This is a genomic window from Kosakonia sacchari SP1, from assembly GCF_000300455.3.
Taxonomy (GTDB): domain Bacteria; phylum Pseudomonadota; class Gammaproteobacteria; order Enterobacterales; family Enterobacteriaceae; genus Kosakonia; species Kosakonia sacchari.
In genome coordinates this window covers 976,955-1,001,752 of the sequence record NZ_CP007215.2, presented here as the reverse complement: position 1 = coordinate 1,001,752, position 24,798 = coordinate 976,955, and the positions used below count along the sequence as shown (strand labels likewise).

The following is a 24,798-nucleotide window of genomic DNA, read 5'->3' as shown; positions in this document are numbered from 1 at the left end:
TGCCCTATAGTTTGAGCATAGGAGGAGCGTATGGGCACACCACGATTTACACCTGAATTTAAGGAAGAAGCCGTCCGTCAGATAACGGAACGCGGTTATTCCGTCGCCGAAGTTTCTGACCGGCTGGGCGTTTCAGCACACAGTCTCTATAAGTGGTTACGGGCTATTAAACCCGATAACAGCGAGCAGCATGCCCGTGATTTACTGGAAGCGAAAAGCGAGATCCTGAAGCTCAGGGCCCAACTGAAGCGCACTGAGGAAGAACGGGACATACTGAAAAAGGCCGCGCGGTACTTTGCAAGGGAGCCCGACTGAAGTACCGCTTTATCAATGAGCACCGCACTGTATGGGGTGTCATGACGATGTGTCGGGTGTTGTGCGTTGCCCGGGCCGGGTTTTATGCGTGGCTGCATAACCCGGTCTCCGCGCGGGATAAAGATAACCAGCGTCTGCTGACGCTTATCCGTGACTCCTATTCACTGAGCGGAGGCGTATACGGTTACCGCCGGGTTCATGGCGACCTGAACGAAATCGGGGAAATCTGCGGTAAAAATCGGGTGGGCCGTATTATGCAACTGAACCGGATTAAAGCCGTGCGCGGCTATAAAGCTCCGCGTCGTATCGCCGGCAGACCTTCAGTGGTTGCGCCTAATCGTGTGCAGCGGCAGTTTACCGTTGTCCGGGCCAATCAGGTCTGGGTAACCGACATTACCTATATCCGCACCTGGCAGGGCTGGTTATATCTGGCGGTGGTTATCGATCTCTTCGCCCGTAACGTGGTGGGCTGGTCGATGAAACCCACTCTCTCACGCGAACTGGCGCTGGATGCGCTCATGATGGCCGTGTGGCGACGAAAACCGGACGGCGAGGTTATCGTACACAGCGATCAGGGCAGCCAGTACGGCAGCGACGACTGGCAGCGCTTCTGCCGGGCCAATAACCTGGCCCCGAGCATGAGCCGGCGTGGCAACTGCTGGGATAATGCGGTAGCGGAGTCGTTCTTCAGTTCGCTGAAAAAAGAACGGATCAGAAAGCGCATCTATAAAACCCGGGATCTGGCCCGGGCCGATATCTTCGATTACATTGAAGTGTTCTACAACCGGGCCCGGCGCCACAGCCATCTCGGCGGCGTCAGTCCGGAGGCCTTTGAACAGGCCTCGTCGTGAGGACAGGAAATGTCTACTGTTGTGGGGTCAGTCCATAATGCTGATCGAGTACAAGCTGAGCAGCTTCAAGGCGAAACTCAGGGCTAAAATTGCGTCTGTTACGTCCGGTCATAATGTCACCTGTTTTTGACTATGAGGCGATGATATCACCTCTATTCAGGTGGCCAAATTTAGTGTGCCACTACAATAGGACGTGACTTATTTAATGAAATTCTTTAGATTTTAATTATACATGGGGAGCTTATAATGGATGAATTTATGATTCAAAACGATGAATTCCTGAGAGCTAGTTTACTCTCTTATAAAAATTGTAAGCTATTTCAAGCTAAGATTGACTCGTTCGAAATATTTGAGTTCATAATTTATTCCGATAGTAGATTCACAGATGAAGTTAAAGGAAATTTAGTCTATTCCTTCCTAAACATGATCCCTTTTGAAACAGTGGGCGTAAGACCAACATTAACAGTGAGAGCCTTGTCTGCTTTAAACACAACAAAGTTGTCTTTTATGGATGAAAAGCCAAATAGTGATGACTATCATGGCGGTTGGTTGAGCGATGAAATCGCAGCTTTGGTTAGCTTGAAATTAGGCGTTAGAGCACACGCAGGCTCAAATGTCAGAGAATATGAGGGTTCTCAACTTGATTATGGTCGCCCAAGAGCGGAGCAAAACCCTCCACCACCTTTGATGTCAAAAGGATCCCTTATAGTTCCTTCAGCACAAAAATATATTGAAATTTCACAGTTGAAATTGATAAACGATATTTACAAGCTTTCAGAAAAAGATTTTAACTCACTAATTAAGTCAGCTCGAAATTTCCAAGATAGCCTTTGGATTTGCGAATCCTCACCAAATCTAGCGTGGTTATTAATGGTGTCAGCGTTAGAAGTGGCTGCAGGAAATTGGGACTCTTCCAGGGGTGATAAGGTTGAAAGATTCAAAGCATCTAAACCACAATTGTTTGATAGATTATTAGACCTTAAATTTGACGGGCTGATTGAAGAAATTGCTACAGAATTTGAAGGAACATTTGGAGCAACTAAAAAATTTTGTGACTTTTGCGTCAATTTCCTTCCTGATGCCCCGCCTATAAGACCGAAGAGCGGAAAAATAGAATGGACGGAGGATAATTTACTAAATATATTTAAATCAGTATATAAATTACGCTCTTTAGCGCTTCATGCTGGGAAACCTTTCCCTCAACCTATGTGTTCTCCACCTGACAACTATTTTGGATTAGCTGAACAAGCCATACTTCCACCTACCTCCAATTTTACTCCATTGAAATCAACCCTGGGAGCCTCATGGTCACATAAGGAAGCCCCTATAAATCTCAATGTATTCTTCCACATGACTCATTCGATTCTGAATAAATGGTGGAAAAGCCTTTACTCAAAGGAATGATTTGGCATCTCAGTTAAAAACCCTTGGGAAAAGTCGGAGTTCGCAGCTCCAGTTACCGTGCCAAATGTATCTGGCGACTACTGATACAGCAACTGTAAAGGCAAGCCCAGGGGTGTTTGCAGCCAGGCGCGAAAAGGAAGGAAGAGAGAAAATGCATATGCTGCTTTTGTTTCTCAAACTCGCGCACCCGGTAACGGTCATCATTCTGACCCTGCGGGAATACTGGCAAAATCGTTAACCCAGGGCCTGGGAGGCTTAAATGGGCAAGTTGGCGTTGAAGTTACTGCAGTCGGCAATCGTTATTACTCTGACCATAATAGAGTTTCTTAAAAAGCGCTGATGCAGTACACCGGAATTCTGCCAAAAGGCGGGATTTTTTCTGCCTGTAATATCGCCCCTGATTTTATCCGCACCTGAGTGGTCAGTTCAGACAAGAGAATGCTCTTCAGTCACTTACAGCTTTCATCCAGGATGTTATAGGCAATAAAATAGAGGAAATCCGAATAATCTGAAAATCAGAACAGGTCAGTAAAAGGATCACTGATATGTACACAAACAGCGCTATAGCCGCCAAGATGGAGGCTGACAAACATCTCGCACTGATGCTTGAGCACGCACTTGCAGGTGTGCGTGATGAAATCCTGAAGCAGGGACAAAATCTTGAGACCGGCATGACGCGGCTTGCGTTTTACACAAGCTGCTTCACTCAGAATTATCAGGACGTCTGCGCAAAGCAGAAAAAAGAAGATATCCGTTTCGCCCTGAACATCTACGGCCTTATAGGTAAACGCAGCGTAATTGAAAGGATGATACGCATATATGTTGATTTGCTTCTGCAGAACCTGACACCGGAGCGACTACGTCGTGTAGAGAGAGCGCTGTTAAAACTTGGCGCTGGTTTAGCGTCAGGATCACTGACAAATCAGGCTCTGGCTTCAGCCATCACAGCAGCAGCCTGTTATTCGTTTGGACTGACAACAACGATTGATCGCGCCCTGCTAAAGCGAAGCACACTGGCACTCACACTTACCGGCTGGTATGCCTATGTGCAGAAGGCTGCAGATGCGGCCGACAGGCTTAAGCAACAAAATGGTATGTACTATCATGCTCTCTATGCTGAAGAGCTGGAAATGTTGTATTTTCTGATTGAGCCTGTCATCAGCAGGAACCCGTCACTTAACCGGATTATGTCTTCTGATGACGAAATAGCAGCTGCAATTAACCGGATAATTCGATGACTTTTTTTGGAAAATGGCTGCGCTGGCAGCTTCGTCTTCTTGCCAGCATTGTTATCTGTGCCGTACTCATCGTGAGTGTTGCCGCTCTGGGTGGGAAATTCTGGCCGGACTATGCCTGGGGTGTTACCGCCGTATTTGCCGTAGCCATTATCTGGCTGGCATCGAGGAAATAAACCACCGCCGCTCAACCCAGCTCCGGCAGCCTGACCAGCCCGATGACCAGCAGATGGCCGACATAGGCCAGATAAAAGAATGACGCCGGCATAAACCGGTTTTCCCTTCCCGCAGCCGGTGAGGTGGCGGCACTGACTGCCGCTGCCGGCAGCAGAACGGTGGGAAGAATAGCCAGCACAACCACGGTAACCGGTATCTCCTGTAAATGCTGACTGTTCAGTGCAAGCAGAGCAATGAAGGCGGCGGCTCCGGCAGTCTTGCACTGCCGGAATGAGGAGTTGTGCAGGAAGATGGCCAGCGACAGGGCCAGAACCAGCCCCGGCACGCCATAGCTTGCGACAGACAGTGGCCACGCCATCAGGACTAGCAATAACACGCCGCCCGCCATGCCAGCCAGACGGTACCTGTGATGCCAGGCAAGCAGCTGCGTGACGCTGGCGAAGACGAACAGAATGTTCAGGGCGTACCACGGGTCGTGCCCCCGGAACGCCAGACTGAATGCCGGCTGGGTGACCACTGCCCAGATCCACATCCGGTTTGCCCTTAACTGCAGGCGCTCCGGCCGGAGCATCACATTGCGTGCCCATATCAGGACGAACAGCGGAAACGCCATTCTCCCCAGCGCATACAGCTCCGGGCGCGGATGCGTCAGCAGAAGCGTATTGATATGGTCCGCCAGCATGGCAACCAGCGCCGTCAGTTTGAGCCGGTCGGCTGCCCCCGGACTGATGGCCAGCCAGTGGTGTATTCTGGACGTCAGTCCGTTCATTGTTACGCTGAGAAACTGTGTCATTTATGTCCTTTTCAGTCCGGCACGCCCGTAAAATATAATCCTGCGTCCACTGCCAGAAAATCCGGCCGCTGTAATGTAAGCATCCCCGTAAACCGGCCCATTCACTTTTAGAGATCTTCCGACATACTTATTATGTCCCATGAGGAGATCACCATGCGTAAAGCCCGATTCACCGAACATCAGATCATTGCCGTTCTGAAGTCCGTCATTACGAGCCAGGGGCCCCGGTGATCTCTTCCAGTTTACCGTCCACATACTCACCGAGCGTGGCGGCCACCTCCCCAGCGTTGATGGCGTTGTGTTCCTCATCCGTGCCACTAGTGTACAGGTGGAAGAACGCATACCCTTCCACAAACCTGAAGCCGATCTCGGTGCCGTGCTTCCCTGTCACCGGCGTGCTGTACGGGCTGGCAACGCTAAAAACACGATCGGTGACTGCCGGGAACGTGAAGCCCTGCCAACTCAGGCTGGCGGGTAACGACTGCCCCCTCCGCGCGGGTTTCAGCATCACGCGGACCTGCCAGGCTCCATACTGATAGCTCTCCGGCCGGTACACCTCGACAGAACAGTACGTGCCCTCGTGCGTAAAGGACGCTGTCACCGCCCCGGCCTGATGGAGGCCCATCTCGGTCATGCGGGTTTCAGCCGTTGCCAGCGCCCCGGCAAAGGCTTTTTCTTTTTTCAGGAACAGGGTTCGTCCATAGCTGTTCGGTGAATCCTCCAGAATGCTGTGGCAGAGGGTCAGCGCCAGATAAGCCTCGCCGAGCGAAGACTGGACATAATGCTGCAGGTGTTCACCCGCGCGCCCGGTCGCGCTGTACAGACGCATGTCGTCTTTGATCATGCCGATATCGATGGCCAGCGCCTGGCAGTATCTCCGGCGCGCGTCCTCTGTCAGCGTATCCTCGCTCATCAGCCGGGCGATCTCCGCGAGCCGGGGCCGGGCCGACAGCAGGCCGTCGAGGGTGTTCTGCAGCGACTCTTCCGGCCGCCAGACCCGGGTTTCTATCGTGAAAGGCAATCGGTCGTTCTGATCGACAAACTGGTAAAGGGCGGTGATGGCCTGGGTGGCCGTGCAACCCAGTTGCTGTAGTTTGGGGTCAACGCGTTCTTTCAGCGCCGTATCCAGGCGGGCGTTAATCATGGCTAACGGCATGGCCTTACTCCTTGTTTACCTGTTTTATGTAAAGCACGATTGCTTTATCTTCTTTGTGTATCATAACTGCTTTACACATAAAGTAAAGCAGATGTGCTTTACTTAACTGATGCCGACTCCTGCATTATTGCGATGAATTATTGCCTTATCGGCATTAATGCTTTTTTGTTAAAAATGCAGATGTTTTATTGCCCGAGTGTCACCGGTCGCGGTTTCTTCATCCGCAGATCCGTTTTCTGTTAGAAACGGATCAGGGCGATTTTTTGAACATATTCTTGGAACGAAATCATAAAATGTGGTATAATATAAGGAGTTATATGATGGTTGCCTTCCGCATTTCAGACTGACTTCACGGGTCAGTTCAGAGAATCCCTTCCTCATCATTTCCGGAAATCCTGCTATTATGGATTTTCCGGAAGTGCGGGAAAGGTGCGCCCGGTAATTGCGGGTGGTGACTGTTATCTGGCTAATCACTTAAGGCGGGCAACGGAATATCACGCAGGTGATGATAAATAAATACAATTAATAGACATTAAATAATAAGGAAGTTGATTATGAATATTAAACTTACACTGGATGTTTTATTTGAGGCACTCATGATTCTCGGTCATGGCAGAGTCTGGATGGAAGAAACTGAGTTCGACCATTTTCCCGGATACGACTGCTACCGCAAGATACACTCCTGGGATAATCGCACTCTCGCCTGGTGGGATGATGCTGATGACACCTGGAAGTTATGCGAAGAAGTCGATGTGATAACTCCTGTTCCCACATACCTCCCGGCGAAAGAAGGTGAACTCTCAGAGGAATGGTGTTTCCAGTTAATGACGCTTGGTCGCTACTGATAACCGGCAGCATCATTAACTGAATGGCCGGCAGGATTCCCGCTGGCTGCCACACATCAGTGGAGAATGTCGTCCGGCGGGGATTTCTTAATAAAGCAGTTCAACTGATTAGGAGTTCAGGATGGGACGCTCTATACCTGTGAAGATTGGTCAGAAGGAATTTAAATCCAAAAAAGCCGCCGTCAGTCATTTTATGGAGCAGTGCGGGGCCGTGAAGGAATCTGGCCCGATCCGTGAAGGGCATTTATTTGAGGATCTCAGGGAGCTCTATACCCGCTATTGTGAGCTTACAAAATGGGAGTTAGGTAACCGGGAAATTTACGCCTTCAGCGTGGATTATGACCCCCGTCATACCGACCAGATCTATGGCTCGTATCTGTGCTACTGGGTCCAGTTTTCACCGAAGGATAGACTGTCCTTTTCAGTCAGAGAAGCGGTGGGTGAGATCGCCAAAGCTGCTGCTGAACAACCCTGAAAGTGCGCGGGATTTCCGGATAAAGCACCGAACCGGAGACTACTGTTAAAAGATTCTGGAGCTGAAATGAAAAAGGGAAAAACGTCAGAACCGGGGCTGCTGGCCAGCGACAGCGACTGGCACAATAATGCCTGCCTTAATTACATGCCGGATCATGGTACAGCTTACACCGAAGGTTACAGGCGGGCTGCTGACATTCTGATTAAACACATTGATGAATCCGGGCGGGACCAGGATTTTCTGGTTTATCCGGTGTTGTTTCTTTACCGGCATCACCTTGAGCTTCTTATCAAGCAGATTATTTGCCTTGCACTGAAGCTTACTGAGGATCCTGATAAGTACCAGTACAAAAAAGATAACCACAACCTCAATACCTTGTGGCCACTGGCGCACAAGTTGATCCTGGATGTTGATGACAGCTATCAGCCTTCCGATTTAAGAATCGTCAAAGAGGTGGTTAAAGCCCTTCACCAGGCGGATGAACGAGCGACAGATTTCCGGTATGCCCGGCGAAATGACGGCACCCGCAGCCTCGAGGGGATCCATTACGTCAATACACGACGCTTCGGCGAACAAATGGGTGCTGCTTCCGATTTGCTGGAAGGGATAGATAACGGTCTCCGGTACCTGCTGGACAACAAAGCCGAATGGAATGGCATCCTGGACAGCTTCTGAAAGTCAGAAACGGCGCACCACGCCAGTAGGCTGACCTGAAAACCTGATGACACTGAGAGCCGTACACTGAGACACTGATTATGACAGGCCTTATACCTTCCGTTACTTCTTCAGGCCCGATGGCCACCCTGCCAGTGGCCATCGACTATCCGGCCGCACTTGCGCTTCGTCAGATGGCCCTTGTACATGACGAGCTGCCGAAATACCTGCTGGCGCCGGAAGTCAGCGCCCTGCTCCATTACGTACCTGACCTTCATCGCAGGATACTGCTGGCCACGCTCTGGAACACGGGCGCGCGAATTAATGAGGCGCTGGCGCTGACACGGGGGGATTTTTCGCTGGCACCGCCGTACCCGTTTGTGCAGCTGGCCACGCTGAAGCAGCGCGCGGAAAAAGCGGCCAGAACCGCCGGGCGGGCGCCCGCGGGCAGTCCGGCGCACCGTCTGGTTCCGCTGTCCGACAGCCAGTACGTCAGCCAGCTGGAGATGATGGTGGCCACCCTGAAAATTCCGCTGGAAAGGAAAAACAGACGCACCGGCAGGACGGAAAAGGCCCGTCTGTGGGAGATCACCGACCGGACGGCACGGACGTGGATCAATGAAGCCGTGGACGCCGCTGCGGCCGACGGCGTGACGTTCTCGGTGCCGGTGACCCCGCACACCTTCCGGCACTCCTATGCCATGCACATGCTGTACGCCGGTATTCCGCTCAAGGTACTGCAGAGCCTGATGGGGCATAAAAGTATCAGTTCGACGGAAGTGTACACGAAGGTGTTTGCGCTCGATGTCGCGGCGCGGCACCGGGTGCAGTTCCAGATGCTCGGCGCGGATGCCGTGGCCCTGTTGAAAGGTCACTTATAAGTGGTCACCGTTGCAGGGGTAACAGATGAGTGGTTCATTTGACGGGTGTACCCCTGATCCCTGCAACAGTTCTGTAGCTCACATTAAGCATACCCGAATGTGACCGTCCGGACCCGCTCGACGGGCATGTCCAGCCCCTTGCCAGCTCAGAACTTGAATTCACGGTTTTCTTTGCTTCTCAAGAAGAATAAATACGATCGCCAAAAATATTTACTGGACACTTTTTCCGATAGTGCAGGAATGTCCCTGACGGATAGCTTTTTTATGTAGTCGGACTGTTTCTGTAAATGGCCGGATATCACCCGATAAGATCTGGACAGAAACACATGAGTGTCTAGGTGGCGCGGGGAATTAAACGATAGGCGTAAAAAAGGCCGTTCTGGCGGCCTTAAGAGAGACGTATGAAAAACAACCGTTTAGTCGTAAGTTTCTCCACCGCTGATTTCTTCTTGGGGTCCGCTTGGAAAACGGAAAATATCCTACGTTAAGCCTGTTTTTTAAGTTGCCCTGACAGGCAGCTTTGAGCGAATTGCGGACATTAACACAGCCAACAGCGGCCGAGCGTAGCGACATCCAGCGCACGAAGTGCGCGATGCAGCTTGGCTATGTTATGCTTTTTTTCGTCCGTCAAATGGTATCAACCATTGGCAGCCGGTAACCTCTCTGAAAACTGCCATAGTAAGCATTGAGTACATTAGTTCGAACTGTTGTAGTTCGTAATATCTAAATTCATTCATTCGATTCTCAAATGCGGTTTTCAGATAACCAATCCCTTCGACATTCTTCATGGCTGAACGAATCTGACTTGAAAAGTTAGTGATTAGTTTAACGTTATCTTCCGACTGGTGCGGTTTCATTGCTTCAATCATTTCAATTAGATTAAAATTTTCAATCATTTCTGGTTCACTACATCCCTGCGAGTATGTGCCTGCCTTTATGTAGGTGTTTCTGTGGTGTCCATCCAATTCTCTGGCACGTCTAAAGTTAGTGTGATCAATGATTGAGCCAGCCCTTTTTAGGTTGACTAGCTCGCTAACATCTACGACAGAAGGGGCAGCGTAAAGGACTACGGCATCTTTACCAAATTTTGTTTCTATGTGGGAGAGCAAGGCATGTTGCTGAGCGTACAGATCATAGCGGAAATACGTCTGTTTCCATAAGTGCCACTCAGATCCAGTTGACGTCGTTATATACTGCGGACGTTTATACTGAAAAAGCAAGTTAACTTTCATGGCCGGTATGTTCTTAACCTCACGGCCAAGATAGTGCTCCATTTCATGAGCGATTTCCGTTAAGTCGACGCCTGAAAATTGCGGAGAGAGCCAGAATGGATATCCCAGCTTTCGCCACAGAAACCATCTTCTAGAATGAGCAACGGAGTCCAAGCCTAAAACGCCTTCTTGCACTTGGCCAAGGGGAAAATAGATAGATGTTTTTCTATCAAGCTCATTGTTGAAGTAACTTTCGAAAGTCTTTTCTTCGTATCTCGCATCCATTCACACGTCTCTATCATCATTTTGAATAGGCATAACGCTTATTCGGCGGAAAGATGCGTATCTAAACACGGACTTTTCCGCTTTTGTAAATTTGATTGGTATAACACTAAATCGATTTTTTATAACTGACAATAGGTTATAGGCACAGCCGGTATTTGCATTTGCTACAAATACGGATTAATCCCTCTAATAAGCGTTGTCGATGCAAAAAAAGCAGGTAGGATATTTCAACGTCTGCTTTTGGCACGGAGCGGACAAGATAATTGAGCTAAAGGTCCGCTGTGAGCGTGGAGCGGAAGTTCGCATTTGTCATAACCGCAGCGATGTAGGACTAACAGTAGCGTGTAATAATCAACCGGGAGGAGGTCATGCTGGGCATGGACAACTTGATTATTTTACATGCTTTGCTGACAGACGACTTCCAGATTATTACCGTCAGGATCAAAAACGTAAGCTGCATAATATTGTGAATGATAGTGCTTACGGATCCCCGGTGCTCCGTTATCTTTCCCGCCCGCCAGAAGTGCCCGTTCCCAGAACTGATCCACTGTGCTGCGCTCATCAGCAGAAAAAGCCAGGTGCAGCGGCGCACCGATTTCCTCATTGTCATGCAACCACAACCGGGGATAACCTTGCGGACCAAGCCCATACCGAAATCCACCAGTTCGCGTTTGGGCCGGCCCCTGGGTAATCACCAGCCTGAAGCCTAATGGTTCAAGTGCCTGCTGATAGAAACGTAGTGATAAAGGTCCATTTTTCACTGAAATTTCAATATGGTCGATGACAGACATAAAAACTCCTGTTCTGTTTCAGAGTCAGACTAAGCAACGCAGCAAAAGTATGCCCCGTTGATGCGAGCCATTTTTAACAGGCGGATGAATATTGAATGCTTTTATCATCAATTCAGAAACATCAGAATATTTCCTTTTGTTCAGTGTAGATCGTCAAATGCCACAATCCGGGTATCGGCTATGGTCTCGGCAAAATGTTTACCGAATAACCCGGCAGGAGTATGGAATCCCGGACGACACTCTCCCGCCAGTACTCTACGACCTGCTTCGGCAGCCGCCAGAGCAGTGAAGCTGTATCCATTCACCGTATCCAGCAACATACGCAGGGTATCGCCATCTGCATTCATGACTTCCGCAACGGCCTGATAACGACTGCCTTTACGCTCCTGAGCTGTCGGCCCATCGGGCAAATCAGCCAAATTGCCCTGCGGAAACCCTTCGCCGGAAAGATATACAAAAGTCTCGATATCAGGTATCTCCGTTGCTTTCCAGATGGTAATGACATCGGGAAGCGTTACGGGAAAACAGGCTTGCGGCCCTTTGCCAAAATCAAAGTTTTGCAACTCGGTTGACTCGCGCTGCATCAACTGACCGTTACGGCGCAGCAGACATTCAGTTGATAAATTCTCACTTGCGCTTACCGCTGAGCCACGCGACATTGTTCCGGTGACATGCAGTGCCAGCGAGATACGGGCCGGATTTTTGATCTCCGCGGCAGCGTGGGCTGCCAGACATCCCAGCATTGCCACGCTTCCGCCGCAGCCAGGCAGTAACATCACACCTGCTGAAACAGCGACGTCATCGAAGATTTCAGCAAACTGGTAACTGTCCAGTTCAGCGGCCACATCAAGGTAATGGACCTTCTGGCGGATTGCCGCAGTGATTAGCGGCTTTGCGGTATACATAAACGGACCGGCACAATTTATGAGTACGTCAATATCCTCCAGGGCACTATCAATTGTGTCAGGATCATCCAGGCTGAAAGCCCGAAACGCGATATCCATTTTCAAAGCCATCGCTGCCAGTTTTTCCCCATCGCGACCGGCAACGATTATCTGCAGGCCAGCTTCCTGCGCGTGTCGTGCAATCATCGCCCCGGTATAGCCTGACGCACCGTAAATCATTAGTTTTTTCATTAAGATATCCCATCTTTAAAGAGGAATCAGATTGGGCATTGCCAGGATCACACCCCTGTGCTTACCTTGCAGCATGATGTTTTCAGCGTCCGTGCTGCCAGCTTTTATAGACAAACTCCAGACTGTATCCATCCGGGTCTCTGACCTGAGCGGCGTAATAGCGCGGGTCATAATGCAGTTGCGCACCTGGCGAGTGAATCTCCGTGGCACCTGCGGCGATGGCCTCAGCATAAGCCTGGTTAACCATTATTTCGGAATCTGCCACAAACCCGACATGAACGGCCTGAGGAGAAGGCGTACCCGATCTTAGCCAGAAAAACACGCGTCCATTGGCACCAAATCCCTTGAGGTCAGGATGGCCTGATGGACCATTGCTACCGTCATAATCGTGACGGTTGGTGATGCCGAGAAGATGCAGAACACGCTCATAAAAAACGATTGAACGCTCAGTATCACTTACGGTAATAAAGATATGGTCAAGCATAAAAGCTCCGCAATCAGATGTTATAACCGCCCGTGACTTCTATCGTCTGGGCATTAATCCAGCCACAGTCGGCAGACAGTAAACCGGCGATAACACGGGCAACTTCGTCAGGCTCGCCAATTCGGCCAAGGGCTGTTTGTCCGGCCAGCAATGCTTCGAATTCATCACTTAAACCGCCACCAAGCTCAGTACGAATTGGACCGGGTGACACGGCATTGACCCGGATCTTTCTTTCACCAAACTCCTTCGCCATATAGCGTGTCAGTACCTCAAGGCCCCCCTTGAATGTTGCATACGGCGCTACACCGGCGGTTGCCACGCGGGTGGTGGCGCTGGTGAGATTAACAATTGCAGCATTCGGTTCTAGAAGTGGTAGCAGCGTCTGGGTAAGGAAGAAAGGCCCTTTCAAATGGACGTTCATTAGGCTGTCGAACTGCGTTTCAGTGACTGTCTCTATGGGATTATAAAGACCATATCCTGCATTGTTGACCAGCCCGTGAAGTCCTCTGGCTTCCCAGTGTGATTCCATTATGTCTTCGAGGTTTGAACGAAACTGACTAAAACTGCTGGTATCTTCTACGTTTAACTGCAACGCTAGTGCATGCCCTCCGGCGGCCTGAATATGCTCAACCACCTGGCTGGCGGCTTGCGGCTTGCTGTTCCAGGTCAGGATGACGCCAAAGCCACGACGCGCACACTCAATCGCCGTGCTGGCCCCAATGCCGCGGCTTCCGCCGGTAATCAGAACATTTTTCATGAAAGCTCCTGAAAGAAAAGGATGACGTATATAAGGTTACGCCCTGCGTCGGACGGTGACTCCTGTAATCCTCTCTGATATTTGCCTAATCCTGCTTTAATCTTGTTGCCGATCCCATGCCGTGTTATTTAAACAGGATGGAAAAAAAATTAGCTGAACTGCGCCTGCTGGCTTCAAAAGCCGGGAATAAAATCACCGCAACCGCTATACCGCGTGTCGCGATGGTACAGGGGGAAATTCCTGAGCACCGGCTTACTGCTGTCTATGAGCCGATGATTAATCTGATACTCACGGGCTCGAAGAGCATGACGGTGGGAGATAAAACCTGGCAATACAATCCTGCCACTTACTTTGTGATGTCGGTGGATCTGCCCGCCGTTGGCAAAGTCTTTGCCGATGAGCGAACCGGGGCGCCCTATCTTGCGGTGAGTCTGACACCGAAGCCTGAGATTATTGCTGAATTACTGGATGGAATGCCGGGTTCAGGTAAAACGCATCTTTATAACGCCGGATTTTCTGTCGCCCCGGTTACTTCCGAATTGCTTGATGCCTGGCTGAGAATGCTGCAACTGCTCAACAAGCCAGAGGAAATTTCTGCTTTAGCTCCTGCGTATGAACGAGAGATTTTATTCCGGGTTCTTCAGGGGCCGCAGGGCTGGATGTTGCGTGATATTGCCACGCCGGAATCGCATCTTGCCCGCATCTATAAGGTGATTAACTGGCTGAAACAACACTATATGCAAGCCGTGCGGGTAGAAGAGCTGGCCGCCATGGCGGCATTAAGCGTTTCCGCATTTCATCGCCACTTTCAGGCGGTCACCGCGCTCAGCCCTGTCCAGTACCAAAAACGTCTTCGCCTGATGCAGGCTCGTTTGAAGTTAGCCACAACTGGCGACAGCATCACAGCCATAGCACATGCTGTCGGCTACCAAAGCCATACGCAATTCAGTCGGGAATATGGACGCCATTTCGGCCTTTCGCCTTCATCAGATCAGAAAAAAATAATACTGCTCAGAAACATATAGACCTGCCGGTACCCGGGACATTTTATGAAATGAAAAGCACCAGACTTCCATAGCACTCTGTGTGCAAGTCAACTCAATTGGCGGTAACGTCCGCTTCTGGCACGAAGCTGCAAATCCGGATACAGGTAGGTCTTCTTTGAGCGAATAGCAGACAAGTGTAGGACTAACATTGGCATCTGATAATCAACCGGAAGCAGGTCACCCAGGGCGCAAATCAAGAAGCTGTACATGTTTCCACCTCCCAGCCTGTTGAACTCTGTCAGCCTCTGCAATCAGCAGCGACAATAACTCATCAGATTTGATCATGCGCTTTTCATCTGGATGGTTCCCACAGCGGATATCGAGAAAGTTATGGCGCAAAGCTGACATCAGTTTTTTCAAAACATGGAAAACTAACCTTTTGGCTAAAAGCAAAGCCTCTGGCTACAGCAACATGGCGGTTATTGCTTTCAAAATGACTCGCGGGACAGCCAGGGGCTATCGACCAGTACTCTCTCCTTTCTGTCATCGTCTTTAATAATATGCAACGTACTCAGCCGGCCAATTTCGTAATGTGGTAACTGAACCGTGGATAACGGGGGTAAAAACAGGTTGCCGATGCCTACAAGGTTGTCGTACCCAATAACCCCGATATCCTGCGGGATAGATATTCCTTTAGCCAAAAGGGTCTGATACACCATGAATGCAATACGGTCATTCCCGCAAATAACCGAATCAAACTGAGGTATCCCCTGATGAATATGCGCTAGCAGGATGTCAGGAATATCACGGTAATGTTCATCGCCAAATTGCATATAGCAATGCTCCAGCTTATCTGGATCAATGCTTGCCTCGCGGCAGGCGCGTTCCAGCCCTTTTCGACGACGGGAAGTTGCCAGATGGTTGATCGGTAAATGCAAACAGATGGGGCGACGATATCCTGCCGCCAGTAATGCCTGAACCGCAGTGTACTGTCCCTGTTCATCGTCAGGGATGTAACAGGCAACCGGCTCCCCTTTATTTTCACAGTTTGCCAGAACACAAGGATACATCAGCAACTTAGGCGGAACGTGCACTTCACGTAATCCCATGGTGGTGAAAATAATGCCCCCCGGCCGGTGAGCGAGAAGGAGATCGACAATGTCGTCAGGGTTATCATCAGAGAACATGTTAACCACGAAACTATTCCAGCCGTGCGCGCGTGCAGTCTCCTCAATTGACAGCGTGATTTCTACCGAAAAAGGTGTCGTTACCGTATCCAGTGCCAGTACGCCAATCGTTTTATTTTTAGTACCGACACTCCGGATCTGTTTTGCTGACAAATCGGGTACGTAGTTCAGATGCAGAATAGCCTCCTGCACCCGTGCAAGCGTCTCAGGCTTCACGCGTTCAGGGCTATTCAGTGCCCGCGAAACTGTCATTAATGAAACATTGGCCATTCTGGCCACATCTTTTAAAGACGCCATAACCTTCCATTTTGCGAAAACACGGCTACATCCTCGTTGCGCAAGCGAACCGCTGCAGTAAAGATTATCCGTAAAATGAACTCATTATTCTAAGCATTGAGCCCGTCATTTTGGGAATTTGGAACAGAAATTTGACGCAGATCTCACATGAGAAATGTTAACGTTAACTTTTGTGATTAACATCGAATATCGCGTCAAAAAGCGATGTGAGCAATAGATGTTAACGTTACCATAAACACATATAATCCGCTATGAGATTGTTCAGATGAAAAAAAGGCCTTCCCGCAGCTATTTGCTGCTCAGTGCTTTGCTGTTCTTTTTCTTTGTCACCTGGTCTTCGTCCAGCTCACTTCTTTCTATCTGGCTCCACCAGGAAGTGGGATTAAAAGCATCGGAAACAGGCATTATCTTTTCTGTTTTATCGGTATCTGCCCTTTTTGCTCAGGTCTTCTACGGTTTTATTCAGGATCGTCTTGGTCTGCGCAAAAATTTGCTGTGGTTTATTACAGCATTGCTGATCCTCTCCGGCCCTGCTTATCTATTTTTTAGCTATCTGCTCAGCCTGAATATCCTGCTGGGTAGTGTTTTTGGCGGCCTGTTTATTGGGATGACGTTTAATGGCGGTATTGGCGTGCTGGAGTCTTATACCGAGCGCGTTGCGCGTCAGAGTACCTTTGAATTTGGACGAGTCCGCATGTGGGGCTCTTTGGGGTGGGCCGTAGCCACGTTTTTTGCCGGGCTGCTGTTTAATATTAATCCAGATCTCAACTTTCTGGTGGCATCATGCTCTGGACTGGTCTTCTTCTGCCTGCTGGCCCGATTAAAAGTTGCCGCACCGGCAAGCATGGAGAAGCTGGAGATTGGCGCGAAAAAGGTTTCTCTGGAAGATGCCCTCCGTCTGCTAACGTTACCGCGTTTCTGGGCACTTATTTTCTTCGTGGTGGGAACCTGTATTTACGGCGTCTACGATCAGCAATTCCCGGTTTATTTTTCCTCACAGTTTCCGACCTTACGGGAAGGAAATGCCATGTTTGGTTATTTAAATTCCTTTCAGGTATTTCTGGAAGCGGCAGGCATGTTCTGCGCACCGTGGCTGGTTAACAAAATTGGCGCCAAAAATGGCCTGATATTCGCAGGCATGGTAATGGCGTTGCGTATGATCGCCTCCGGCCTGGTTGAAGGGCCTCTGCTTATTTCGATCACAAAACTGCTGCACGCCTTAGAGCTGCCGGTATTGTTGGTGGCTATTTTTAAATACAACAGCCTGAATTTCGACAAGCGTTTGTCTTCCACGATTTATCTGGTGGGATTTGCCTGCACGAGTTCGGTTATTGGCACTGTGTTATCACCATTGGCGGGTTTCAGCTACGAAAAATTTGGCTTCGCCCAGTCCTATCTAATTATGGGCATTATGGTGTTCTGCACCACGTTTATTTCCATCTTCCTTTTGCGCCCCAATAAGCCCTCAACTGAGCAATCCTTTTTACAGCCAGGTGCTGTGTAAATTATCGGGAGAAAACACAATGACATCCTTATTAAAACAGGCCGAAGAGACGCTTGAAAAAGCACATGCCAGGATTAACCTTCGCTGGTATCCGCGCTATCACCTTGCCGCACGAGCAGGCTGGATGAACGATCCTAACGGACTGGTATGGTTTGACGGCTGGTATCATGCGTTTTATCAACATCATCCGTATTCAACGAAATGGGGACCAATGCACTGGGGGCATGCCCGGAGTAAAGACCTGGTTCACTGGGAGCATCTGCCTGTGGCACTGGCACCGGAAGGTCCGGCAGACAAAGACGGCTGCTTTTCCGGTTCCGCAGTGGTGGATGGTGATACGCTGGCACTGATTTATACCGGACATAAATTCCACGGTTCGGCGGACACTGATGACAATCTCTATCAGGTGCAATGTCTGGCAACCAGCCGTGACGGCATTCATTTTGAGCGTCATGGTATGGTGCTTGATACCCCTCCAGGACTGCATCATTTCCGCGATCCAAAAGTATGGCGCGAGGGGGAATTCTGGTACATGGTTGTGGGTTCACGCGTAGGCGAAACCGGCCAGGTACGCCTTTACCGTTCAGCGGACCTTCGCCAATGGCATGACGAAGGTATTCTTGCCGAGGCTGAAGAAGGTATGGGTTATATGTGGGAATGCCCTGATTTCTTTAGCCTTAACGGCAGTCGTGTGCTGATGTTCTCACCACAGGGACTGGTGGCTGAAGGTTATCAAAATCGTAACCTTTTCCAGAGCGGATATTTACTCGGAGAATGGCAGCCAGACCAGCCGTTCGGCCATGACGGGCAATTCATTGAGATGGACAGCGGTCACGATTTTTATGCCCCGCAAAGTTTCCTGAGCCCCGACGGACGCAGAATTGTTATTGGGTGGCTTGATATGTGGGAATCGCCGATGCCGGAGCAACAGGATGGTTGGGCCGGAATGCTCTCCCTGCCGCGCGAAGTGAGCTTAGGTGAGAATAATCGCCTGATGATGAAACCCATCGCCGAAGTGGCCGCCTTGCGAGGCAGCTATTTTCCTGTCCCTGCCCATTGCCTGAACAATCAGCAGGTATTTGTCGCTGCAGAGGCCGAAGCCGTGGAGTTATTACTCGAATGGGAACGTAGCACGTCTCTGGCGGAACAATATGGCATGGTGTTGGGAGATGGGCTGCGTATTTACGTTGATAATCAGGCTCAGCGCTTAGTGTTGGAGCGTAACTACCCTGATTTTTCGCTTGTAGGAACGCGCAGCATTCCCCTGCCCGAGGGCAATATTCTTTCACTGCGAATTTTCATTGACCGCTCATCCGTGGAAGTATTTGTTAATGAAGGCGAAGCCTGTTTAAGCAGCCGAATTTATCCGCAGCCGGGAGTGCGTGATATAATGCTGTTTGCAAATAGTGGAACCGCTGCATTAAAAGAAGCCGGATACTGGTCTCTGGAAAAATAATTCCGCCAGATATCATCTCACTTTTTATATTGTCTGTCTTTATTTCTGCCAGTCTCTGGCTGGCATTATATTTTCTGAATAACGAGATAGAAAAATGGATGAAAGAGCAGAACAACCTCAAGACATAATTAACAGCAGGACAAACTCGTCTTACAGGGAAACAACCCTGGCACTCCTTTTGTCTTTTGCCACTTTTCCCGCCATTGCTGAAAAAAAAGCTGAGATACCGGATGATTATACGGGGAACTATCAAAGCTATTTTCAGGATGAGACTGAAAACCAGCAGCACAGTAATTCCGCCGCTAAAAACGGATCTCAGGATGTAACTGTGCGCGAACCTTCCTCTGCTGTAGCTGGAGACACAGCAGCCGTACAGAGCCTCACTACCTCCACTGTGGCGCAGCCTTCAGAGAGCAAAAACACTTACCAGAACAATGCGGTGGATGATTCTGAAGATGTAAGCCTGTTACGCTTAAGGCAGGAAGCCCCGCCGGTTCACTGGAACAGTATCGGACGGAATATGGAGGCAGGCGGTCTGCACGGAAACGTCGGCAGCCAGATTGAAATTGATGATGTTCGCTGGAGTAATTCAAAGAAAAATAGCGGGAAATTTAAGCTTGCCACCATTCAGGCCTTTTTAAGGCATGATGAATTACCAAACTGGTATTTCGGTTTCTGGAATGCCAGGGAAGATGACTATAAAGGGCAGTTCAGCAATCAGGATTATAGCGGCACCAATACCATTAATGAGTTCTTTGTCGGGCATATTTTTGAAACATGGCGAGGGAATATTGGTACAGAAGTCATGGTCGGATCCGAAACGGCAACCAAACGCTGGAAAAACCGTTTTAAGATCTGGCAGGACTTACGCTTGTCCAATAAATGGAGCATTGCCGGATATGCTTATGGCGAATATCAGCCGCAGGGTAATCAACCGGGTAATAGCGACCTTGAGCAGTATATTTTTGAGACTGAACCTGCAATCCAGTACCGAGTGAATCCGGATCTCGGTTTGTATTTACGTCCTTACTATTACTATAACCGGCAGGTGCGTGAAAGCTGGGGCGATATTGTTGAGCAGGAGTGGAAAATGACTGCCGGGTTCTGGCGAAACTGGTATCCATTGTTAACGTCAATGTATATCGGCTTCGGACAGGACAAAATTGAGAACGCCAGTAATGCCCAGGAGCTCTTTTACGATGGCCGCTACAAATTTATTGGCGGCACCATCAGCTATCCCGTCTTTGGTGAGGTTCGCCTTTATGGCGAATTCAAAGCGTCATTTACTAAAGAAGCAGGGCTCTGGACGTATACAGGGCACTCCTGGAATCCGTTCACCGTAGTTGGTGTTACTTATAACTTCTGATACTCAGGGGATAGCATGAGAACTTTTATTTCAGCGACTGTCGTTGCTTTGCTGGTACTTTCTGGTGGAAATACACCCGTATATTCACAGATGTCTAAAGAAACATTACAGAACAAAAGTATCACCCAGGTTAATGGCTTTTTCCCTCGTGTCGAGGGGTCATTTGTTGGTGATCCAATGCCTGTTTATAACGAAGGTGTATTTAATATTTTTTACCTTAATGACGTGCGCGGCGGCAGCGATTTAGGGGTCCATGCGATTCACCTGCTCACCAGCGCCAACTTATATAATTATCAGAACCATTCTGAAGTCATTCCTTACGTTAATAACGTCAATAATCCAGAGCTGCTCCTGGGTACCGGCTCCATTATCAAAGTGGGCGATACCTGGCACGCCTGGTATACCGCCCATAATGAAAACGTCTTTCCGGTTGAATCCGTCATGCATGCCACCAGTAAAGATCGTCTTCACTGGGTGAAACATCCACAGGACACTATCCTCCCGGGCGATAACTATCGCGGTAATGACTTTCGCGATCCTCACGTTGTCTGGGTTGAAGAGAAGAAAGAGTACTGGATGCTGATCACGACCCGCAGCAACGGTCGCGGCATTATCGCGCGTTATAGCTCAACGGATTTAAAAAACTGGCAAGACCGTGGTGTATTTTTTGACAATGACACCATTACCAGTAATTCAAATCTTGAATGCCCGACACTTGTCTTCTTTAACGGGCGCTGGTATCTGAGCTTCAGCGATCAGTGGCCACTGCGTCTGACGCAGTATCGCGTTGCAGATAATCCGGAAGGACCGTGGCATAAGCTGGATAATTATGTTGTCGATGGCTCCGGTTTTTATGCCGGTAAACTGGCTATTAAGGATGGTCGTTTATTTGTTTTCGGCTGGATCCCAACTAAAGCGGGAAACAATGACAGGGGGAATATCGACTGGGCAGGAAACCTGGTCGTACATGAATTGACTGCTGACACAAAAGGTCAGCTCAACAGCATTATGCCACGAGAGCTTCAGAAAGCGATAAAAGATAACCGTGGGCAGGTTCAGACGATACTGCCTGTTAAAACGCTCAAAACGTCAACGCAATTTGGCCCATTACATTCATCTATTTATCCCTCTTTACCGAGGCGTGGAGAGTTGTCCGCAACGGTGGATATTCCCTCTTCGGGAATGGTCATGAGCTTTGGGCTGACAGATGACCAGGTGAGTGACGCGACGCTGAATGTTGTGTTCAACAGGAGTAAAGGTAAAGTCTATTTCTTTAATTCTCCTTTGGCATCGATTAACCAAAGTAACGCTGAATCCTGGGTTGATATTCCGCTCGGTGAAAAAATTAATTTCCGCGTGCTTATACAGAACTCAATTGCCGTTTTTTATATTAACGACAAAGCGGCATTTAGCACCCGGATGTATTCCATGCCGGACAAACCCTGGAGCATCAGTCTGCCTCAACAAGATAGTCTCCACGCAAAATTGCAATTTAAAGAAATGATCTAAAGGGATATTATTATGAAAAATCATCATGCCCTGGCTGTTATTTTTTCACTTATGCTCCCGACGCTGGCAAATGCAAGCATGAGCATCATGAAGGATTTATCGGGCAAGGTCATTGCCGTTGATCCGTGGTCCTATCTGGATGAAGACGTCATGTGGACATCAACACGCTCCTCTAATCCTGCAGGCGGACGCGTTCATGGTCAGCTTAAAATGAAATATGCAATCGAAGATAATAACTGGCGAAACAGTCATTTCCACAGCGGAAATGATTCTCTCACTTTCGTTCAGGGAGTTATGCGTAATGACGCTTTACCCGGCTGGTATCTGGCATTTTCAGAAGGCAGAACCACAAATTATAATGGAACATGGGAAAACCAGACCTATCTCAGCCAGAACCAGTGGACACAACTCATCGTCGGCCATGAATATTTCTACAAACGTCTGCGCTATGGCTGGGACGTTATGGGAGGAAGTGCCTCAATTGAGGATCGCTGGCAGGCACGCGTCAAATTCTTTACCGATCTGCGTGTAACAGACAATTTTTCGGTCTTCAATTATCTTTACCAACAGATTGATCATCGTCGTAGCGGAGGTTCACAAAATGACCGTGACGTCCGTTCATTTCAGGCTGAGCCCGGGATTCAATATATTATCAATAACACTACCGGTATCTGGTTACGTCAGAAATTTGCCTCCTCTGTATTAGACAGAGCGCAGTGGGGTGATATCGATGATAAAACCTGGACGACCTCAATGGGTATTTGGCACAACTGGGGGAAATTATCAACGACATTCAGCGGGGGATATGGACATTATAAGAAAAACAATGCCCAGCGTGAAAATGGCGAAGTCTTCCAAAATACGAGATCCCGTTTTCTTAAAGTTTCGGCAAATTACCCTCTGACTTCCCGGTTTACTGTTTCTGGAGAAATAACTGGCTCATTAATTAATCAGAGTGGAAGCTGGGTAACTAACGGTGATGCCATCACCACCGACTATAAACTCATGCTGGATTACAATTTTTAAAATCATTTTTATTTAATTCCAGTGCAGTAAAGGAATCGTATATAGCCTTGCCAGGATATACGTTTCCCCATCGCTGTTCATTCCAGGGTAAGAATAACTAAATACTTTTGAGGTAATATCATGAACATTTGGACTCTTGGTGATGCGGTTGTTGATCTCTTACCGCTTTCAGATATGCAGTATCAGGCCTGTGCCGGAGGAGCCCCCTTCAATGTAGCGATTGGAACTGCTCGTCTGAACTGTCAGAGTGGATTTATCGGCCGGGTCGGTGACGACGATTTCGGTCATTTTCTGAAGAAAACCCTGTGCTCAGCGGGAGTGTCTGTCCAGAGTATGCAGATGGACCCCCACCACAGAACCAGTAGTGTACTAGTTTCCCTGAATAATCATGGTGAACGTGGATTTACATTTCTTACAAATCCTTCTGCAGATCAGTTTTTAACGCCTGAAGCACTCCCCGATTTAAGTGCAGGAATATTGCATTTCTGCTCTCTGGCGCTGGTCGCTGAAGCCTGTCGCAATACGTTAGTTACGGCGATCAGGAAAATAAAGCAGAGTGGCGGCTTGCTGAGTTTTGATGTGAATTTACGTGAGCAAATGTGGAGTGATAAGCAGAAAATGCGCGATGTTGTACACCATTTCGCGCGACAGGTTGATATCCTGAAATTATCTGAAGAAGAGTGGTATTGGCTGGCAGACACGCATGATTTTAGCCTCGCACTGGATTTTCTTCAGACGCTGCCAGCACATCTGAAAGTTGTAACCTATGGCGCGCAGGGTGCCATGATCCTCCGTGACGACATGGTCATTCATTTCAATGGCTACCTCGTCGATAGCGTCGATACAACGGGAGCGGGAGATGCGTTTCTGACGGGCTTGCTTGCATATGTGGCACGCACTGGTATGCCGCAGAACCTTGACCAAATCAAAGACGCAATGACGCAGGCCAGCGCCTGTGGCGCACTGGCGACAACCCAGAAAGGTGCCTTGACCGCGCTCCCGGATAGCCAAACGCTGAAAACATTTATTAGACAATTTCCTTTGCCGGAGTATGAGATAAAAGAGTTGTCTAATTGAGCGCCAGCCACGTCCCTGCATGTAACGTTCCGGTGTCAGCCACCGGGACTGTTTGTCCTGTCCTCATACTTTGAAATGACATAGTGATTGTTATGTCCGTTCCTGGCACAGGGCTGCTGTTGCAGCCCTGACAACCTTAGACTTCAATCGATTCAGAGATCTCTAACGCATCATCGACTTCAATGCCCAGATAACGGACTGTGCTTTCCAGTTTCTTATGACCCAACAGAAGTTGGATCACCCGGAGATTCTTGGTTTTCTTGTAGATCAGGTAAGGTTTTGTTCTTCTCATGGAATGCGTGCTGTAAAGCGAATCTTCGAGACCAAGCTTTTCTACCCACCCATGAAAGATTCGGTTGTATTGCCGGGTTGAAATGTGCTGGTTAGTTCCGACCCGAGACCGAAACAAGAAGTCTTTACTGTGCAAATTGCCAAGCTTTATCAATGCAGCAACAGCTTCTCTTGTCCCTTTGGTTATCTCGAATTGCACAGGGCTACCGGTTTTCTGTTGCAACACCGTTGCTCTGCTTGAAACTGAGCTACCATATGCCACATCCGATACTTTGAGTTTGACCAGATCACAGCCTCGAAGCTTACTGTCCAGGGCCATATTGAACAGAGCTAAATCGCGCGTTTTACCTTCCAGTTCAAGCCGGATTCGGATCCCCCAGATATGAGATATCTGAAGTGGTCTTTTTTGGCCGATGATACAGTCTTTGTTCCACGGTGACGTGTTCATACTCAAATCTCCTGCAATGTGGGAGATTTGAGTATGGTTGTCCCTTATGAGCGAGGAACGGAAGTTCACAATGAATTGCAACGATTTTAACTGACAGTTCAGAGTCATTTAAGATGACTTTTCATTGAAGGAGCACATTGATAAAATCAATATGCTCGGTCAACATAGCTATAACATGCTGATTTTAAGAGTGAGTTATTG

The 24,798-nt window shown here is 48.9% G+C and carries 24 protein-coding genes and 1 pseudogene; 15 read left to right on the top strand and 10 right to left on the bottom strand.

Going from position 1 to position 24,798, the window contains the following annotated elements; genetic code table 11:
• Positions 1-30 precede the first annotated feature (30 nt).
• A protein-coding gene (locus tag C813_RS27720) for an IS3 family transposase (protein WP_202969604.1) occupies positions 31-1,166 on the top strand; the annotation gives its coding sequence in 2 pieces (ribosomal slippage) (positions 31-277 and positions 277-1,166; 1,137 coding nt in all).
• 25 nt (positions 1,167-1,191) lie between these two features.
• On the opposite strand, the pseudogene C813_RS47355 reads toward C813_RS27720, so the two are convergent.
• Positions 1,192-1,316, bottom strand: a pseudogene (locus C813_RS47355) (IS3 family transposase); the annotation flags it as partial.
• Positions 1,317-1,412: 96 nt separating this feature from the next.
• Here C813_RS47355 and C813_RS27715 point away from each other — a divergent pair.
• The 3 genes from C813_RS27715 (at position 1,413) to C813_RS47350 (ending at position 3,981) form a co-directional block, all read left to right on the top strand.
• Positions 1,413-2,570, top strand: coding sequence for a hypothetical protein (locus C813_RS27715; protein WP_017460064.1), 1,158 nt, complete (start codon positions 1,413-1,415; stop codon positions 2,568-2,570).
• A gap of 545 nt (positions 2,571-3,115) precedes the next feature.
• A complete protein-coding gene (locus tag C813_RS27710; protein WP_017460063.1) occupies positions 3,116-3,808 on the top strand; it encodes a hypothetical protein in 693 nt (230 codons plus the stop codon).
• A complete protein-coding gene (locus C813_RS47350; protein WP_017460062.1) occupies positions 3,805-3,981 on the top strand; it encodes a hypothetical protein in 177 nt (58 codons plus the stop codon). Before C813_RS27710 ends, C813_RS47350 begins: the two co-directional genes overlap by 4 nt.
• 11 nt (positions 3,982-3,992) lie before the next feature.
• Here C813_RS47350 and C813_RS27705 read toward each other — a convergent pair whose 3' ends face one another.
• Together C813_RS27705 and C813_RS27700 are read right to left on the bottom strand one after the other, a co-directional pair.
• Positions 3,993-4,775, bottom strand: a complete 783-nt coding sequence (locus C813_RS27705; protein ID WP_017460061.1) for a TraX family protein — start codon at positions 4,773-4,775, stop codon at positions 3,993-3,995.
• A gap of 208 nt (positions 4,776-4,983) precedes the next feature.
• Complete coding sequence (locus C813_RS27700; RefSeq protein ID WP_017460060.1) at positions 4,984-5,931, bottom strand: type II toxin-antitoxin system RelB/DinJ family antitoxin; 948 nt, start codon at positions 5,929-5,931, stop codon at positions 4,984-4,986.
• 554 nt (positions 5,932-6,485) lie between these two features.
• Between C813_RS27700 and C813_RS27695 the strand changes: the two genes are divergently transcribed.
• From C813_RS27695 to C813_RS27680, 4 genes are all read left to right on the top strand, one after another.
• Positions 6,486-6,776, top strand: a complete 291-nt coding sequence (locus C813_RS27695) for a hypothetical protein (protein WP_017460059.1) — start codon at positions 6,486-6,488, stop codon at positions 6,774-6,776.
• 121 nt (positions 6,777-6,897) lie between these two features.
• On the top strand, positions 6,898-7,251 hold the full coding sequence (locus tag C813_RS27690; RefSeq protein WP_017460058.1) for a hypothetical protein: 354 nt from the start codon (positions 6,898-6,900) through the stop codon (positions 7,249-7,251).
• Positions 7,252-7,317: 66 nt separating this feature from the next.
• The gene (locus tag C813_RS27685) at positions 7,318-7,926 is read left to right on the top strand and encodes a hypothetical protein (RefSeq protein ID WP_017460057.1); all 609 of its coding nucleotides are present in this window, start codon (positions 7,318-7,320) and stop codon (positions 7,924-7,926) included.
• Positions 7,927-8,006: 80 nt separating this feature from the next.
• Positions 8,007-8,786 carry a site-specific integrase gene (locus C813_RS27680; RefSeq protein WP_025263862.1) on the top strand — a complete coding sequence of 260 codons (780 nt, stop codon included), beginning with the start codon at positions 8,007-8,009 and terminating at the stop codon, positions 8,784-8,786.
• 608 nt (positions 8,787-9,394) lie between these two features.
• Here the strand turns inward: C813_RS27680 and C813_RS27675 are convergent.
• The 5 genes from C813_RS27675 to C813_RS27655 form a co-directional block, all read right to left on the bottom strand.
• Positions 9,395-10,282, bottom strand: a complete 888-nt coding sequence (locus C813_RS27675) for a hypothetical protein (protein WP_017460055.1) — start codon at positions 10,280-10,282, stop codon at positions 9,395-9,397.
• A gap of 395 nt (positions 10,283-10,677) precedes the next feature.
• Complete coding sequence (locus C813_RS27670) at positions 10,678-11,073, bottom strand: VOC family protein (protein WP_017460054.1); 396 nt, start codon at positions 11,071-11,073, stop codon at positions 10,678-10,680.
• A gap of 140 nt (positions 11,074-11,213) precedes the next feature.
• Positions 11,214-12,209 carry a saccharopine dehydrogenase family protein gene (locus C813_RS27665; RefSeq protein ID WP_025263861.1) on the bottom strand — a complete coding sequence of 332 codons (996 nt, stop codon included), beginning with the start codon at positions 12,207-12,209 and terminating at the stop codon, positions 11,214-11,216.
• An 82-nt stretch (positions 12,210-12,291) separates the two neighbouring features.
• Positions 12,292-12,693, bottom strand: coding sequence for a VOC family protein (locus tag C813_RS27660; protein ID WP_017460052.1), 402 nt, complete (start codon positions 12,691-12,693; stop codon positions 12,292-12,294).
• A gap of 13 nt (positions 12,694-12,706) precedes the next feature.
• Positions 12,707-13,450: an SDR family NAD(P)-dependent oxidoreductase gene (locus tag C813_RS27655; protein ID WP_017460051.1), complete on the bottom strand. Its 744-nt coding sequence runs from the start codon at positions 13,448-13,450 to the stop codon at positions 12,707-12,709.
• Positions 13,451-13,587: 137 nt separating this feature from the next.
• Between C813_RS27655 and C813_RS27650 the strand changes: the two genes are divergently transcribed.
• On the top strand, positions 13,588-14,475 hold the full coding sequence (locus C813_RS27650; RefSeq protein WP_017460050.1) for an AraC family transcriptional regulator: 888 nt from the start codon (positions 13,588-13,590) through the stop codon (positions 14,473-14,475).
• Between the two features lie 449 nt (positions 14,476-14,924).
• Here C813_RS27650 and C813_RS27645 read toward each other — a convergent pair whose 3' ends face one another.
• Entirely contained in the window at positions 14,925-15,920 is a 996-nt protein-coding gene (locus C813_RS27645; RefSeq protein WP_017460049.1) for a LacI family DNA-binding transcriptional regulator, read from the bottom strand.
• Between the two features lie 265 nt (positions 15,921-16,185).
• Here C813_RS27645 and C813_RS27640 point away from each other — a divergent pair, with 265 nt between their 5' ends.
• The 6 genes from C813_RS27640 to C813_RS27615 all read left to right on the top strand — a co-directional run bounded on the left by C813_RS27640 (position 16,186) and on the right by C813_RS27615 (position 23,858).
• The gene (locus tag C813_RS27640; protein WP_017460048.1) at positions 16,186-17,424 is read left to right on the top strand and encodes an MFS transporter; all 1,239 of its coding nucleotides are present in this window, start codon (positions 16,186-16,188) and stop codon (positions 17,422-17,424) included.
• Between the two features lie 19 nt (positions 17,425-17,443).
• On the top strand, positions 17,444-18,880 hold the full coding sequence (locus C813_RS27635) for a glycoside hydrolase family 32 protein (RefSeq protein ID WP_017460047.1): 1,437 nt from the start codon (positions 17,444-17,446) through the stop codon (positions 18,878-18,880).
• A 178-nt stretch (positions 18,881-19,058) separates the two neighbouring features.
• Positions 19,059-20,246, top strand: coding sequence for an OmpG porin family protein (locus tag C813_RS27630; RefSeq protein ID WP_017460046.1), 1,188 nt, complete (start codon positions 19,059-19,061; stop codon positions 20,244-20,246).
• A 15-nt stretch (positions 20,247-20,261) separates the two neighbouring features.
• Positions 20,262-21,755, top strand: coding sequence for a glycoside hydrolase family 32 protein (locus C813_RS27625; protein WP_025263859.1), 1,494 nt, complete (start codon positions 20,262-20,264; stop codon positions 21,753-21,755).
• A 12-nt stretch (positions 21,756-21,767) separates the two neighbouring features.
• Positions 21,768-22,781, top strand: a complete 1,014-nt coding sequence (locus C813_RS27620; RefSeq protein ID WP_025263858.1) for an OmpG porin family protein — start codon at positions 21,768-21,770, stop codon at positions 22,779-22,781.
• 120 nt (positions 22,782-22,901) lie between these two features.
• Positions 22,902-23,858 (top strand): aminoimidazole riboside kinase, encoded by a 957-nt coding sequence (locus C813_RS27615; RefSeq protein WP_017460043.1) that lies wholly within the window; start codon positions 22,902-22,904, stop codon positions 23,856-23,858.
• A gap of 136 nt (positions 23,859-23,994) precedes the next feature.
• Here C813_RS27615 and C813_RS27610 read toward each other — a convergent pair whose 3' ends face one another.
• Positions 23,995-24,597: a site-specific integrase gene (locus C813_RS27610; RefSeq protein WP_017460042.1), complete on the bottom strand. Its 603-nt coding sequence runs from the start codon at positions 24,595-24,597 to the stop codon at positions 23,995-23,997.
• Positions 24,598-24,798 lie beyond the last annotated feature (201 nt).

Coding starts and splice junctions, on each gene's coding strand:
- C813_RS27680 (WP_025263862.1), top strand. CDS start 8,007: ATGACAGGCCTTATACCTTCCGTTACTTCTTCAGGCCCGATGGCCACC.
- C813_RS27670 (WP_017460054.1), bottom strand. CDS start 11,073: ATGTCTGTCATCGACCATATTGAAATTTCAGTGAAAAATGGACCTTTA.
- C813_RS27685 (WP_017460057.1), top strand. CDS start 7,318: ATGAAAAAGGGAAAAACGTCAGAACCGGGGCTGCTGGCCAGCGACAGC.
- C813_RS27640 (WP_017460048.1), top strand. CDS start 16,186: ATGAAAAAAAGGCCTTCCCGCAGCTATTTGCTGCTCAGTGCTTTGCTG.
- C813_RS27675 (WP_017460055.1), bottom strand. CDS start 10,282: ATGGATGCGAGATACGAAGAAAAGACTTTCGAAAGTTACTTCAACAAT.
- C813_RS27645 (WP_017460049.1), bottom strand. CDS start 15,920: ATGGCGTCTTTAAAAGATGTGGCCAGAATGGCCAATGTTTCATTAATG.
- C813_RS27710 (WP_017460063.1), top strand. CDS start 3,116: ATGTACACAAACAGCGCTATAGCCGCCAAGATGGAGGCTGACAAACAT.
- C813_RS27660 (WP_017460052.1), bottom strand. CDS start 12,693: ATGCTTGACCATATCTTTATTACCGTAAGTGATACTGAGCGTTCAATC.
- C813_RS27705 (WP_017460061.1), bottom strand. CDS start 4,775: ATGACACAGTTTCTCAGCGTAACAATGAACGGACTGACGTCCAGAATA.
- C813_RS27615 (WP_017460043.1), top strand. CDS start 22,902: ATGAACATTTGGACTCTTGGTGATGCGGTTGTTGATCTCTTACCGCTT.
- C813_RS27655 (WP_017460051.1), bottom strand. CDS start 13,450: ATGAAAAATGTTCTGATTACCGGCGGAAGCCGCGGCATTGGGGCCAGC.
- C813_RS27700 (WP_017460060.1), bottom strand. CDS start 5,931: ATGCCGTTAGCCATGATTAACGCCCGCCTGGATACGGCGCTGAAAGAA.
- C813_RS27635 (WP_017460047.1), top strand. CDS start 17,444: ATGACATCCTTATTAAAACAGGCCGAAGAGACGCTTGAAAAAGCACAT.
- C813_RS47350 (WP_017460062.1), top strand. CDS start 3,805: ATGACTTTTTTTGGAAAATGGCTGCGCTGGCAGCTTCGTCTTCTTGCC.
- C813_RS27695 (WP_017460059.1), top strand. CDS start 6,486: ATGAATATTAAACTTACACTGGATGTTTTATTTGAGGCACTCATGATT.
- C813_RS27715 (WP_017460064.1), top strand. CDS start 1,413: ATGGATGAATTTATGATTCAAAACGATGAATTCCTGAGAGCTAGTTTA.
- C813_RS27665 (WP_025263861.1), bottom strand. CDS start 12,209: ATGAAAAAACTAATGATTTACGGTGCGTCAGGCTATACCGGGGCGATG.
- C813_RS27625 (WP_025263859.1), top strand. CDS start 20,262: ATGAGAACTTTTATTTCAGCGACTGTCGTTGCTTTGCTGGTACTTTCT.
- C813_RS27650 (WP_017460050.1), top strand. CDS start 13,588: ATGGAAAAAAAATTAGCTGAACTGCGCCTGCTGGCTTCAAAAGCCGGG.
- C813_RS27610 (WP_017460042.1), bottom strand. CDS start 24,597: ATGAACACGTCACCGTGGAACAAAGACTGTATCATCGGCCAAAAAAGA.
- C813_RS27690 (WP_017460058.1), top strand. CDS start 6,898: ATGGGACGCTCTATACCTGTGAAGATTGGTCAGAAGGAATTTAAATCC.
- C813_RS27620 (WP_025263858.1), top strand. CDS start 21,768: ATGAAAAATCATCATGCCCTGGCTGTTATTTTTTCACTTATGCTCCCG.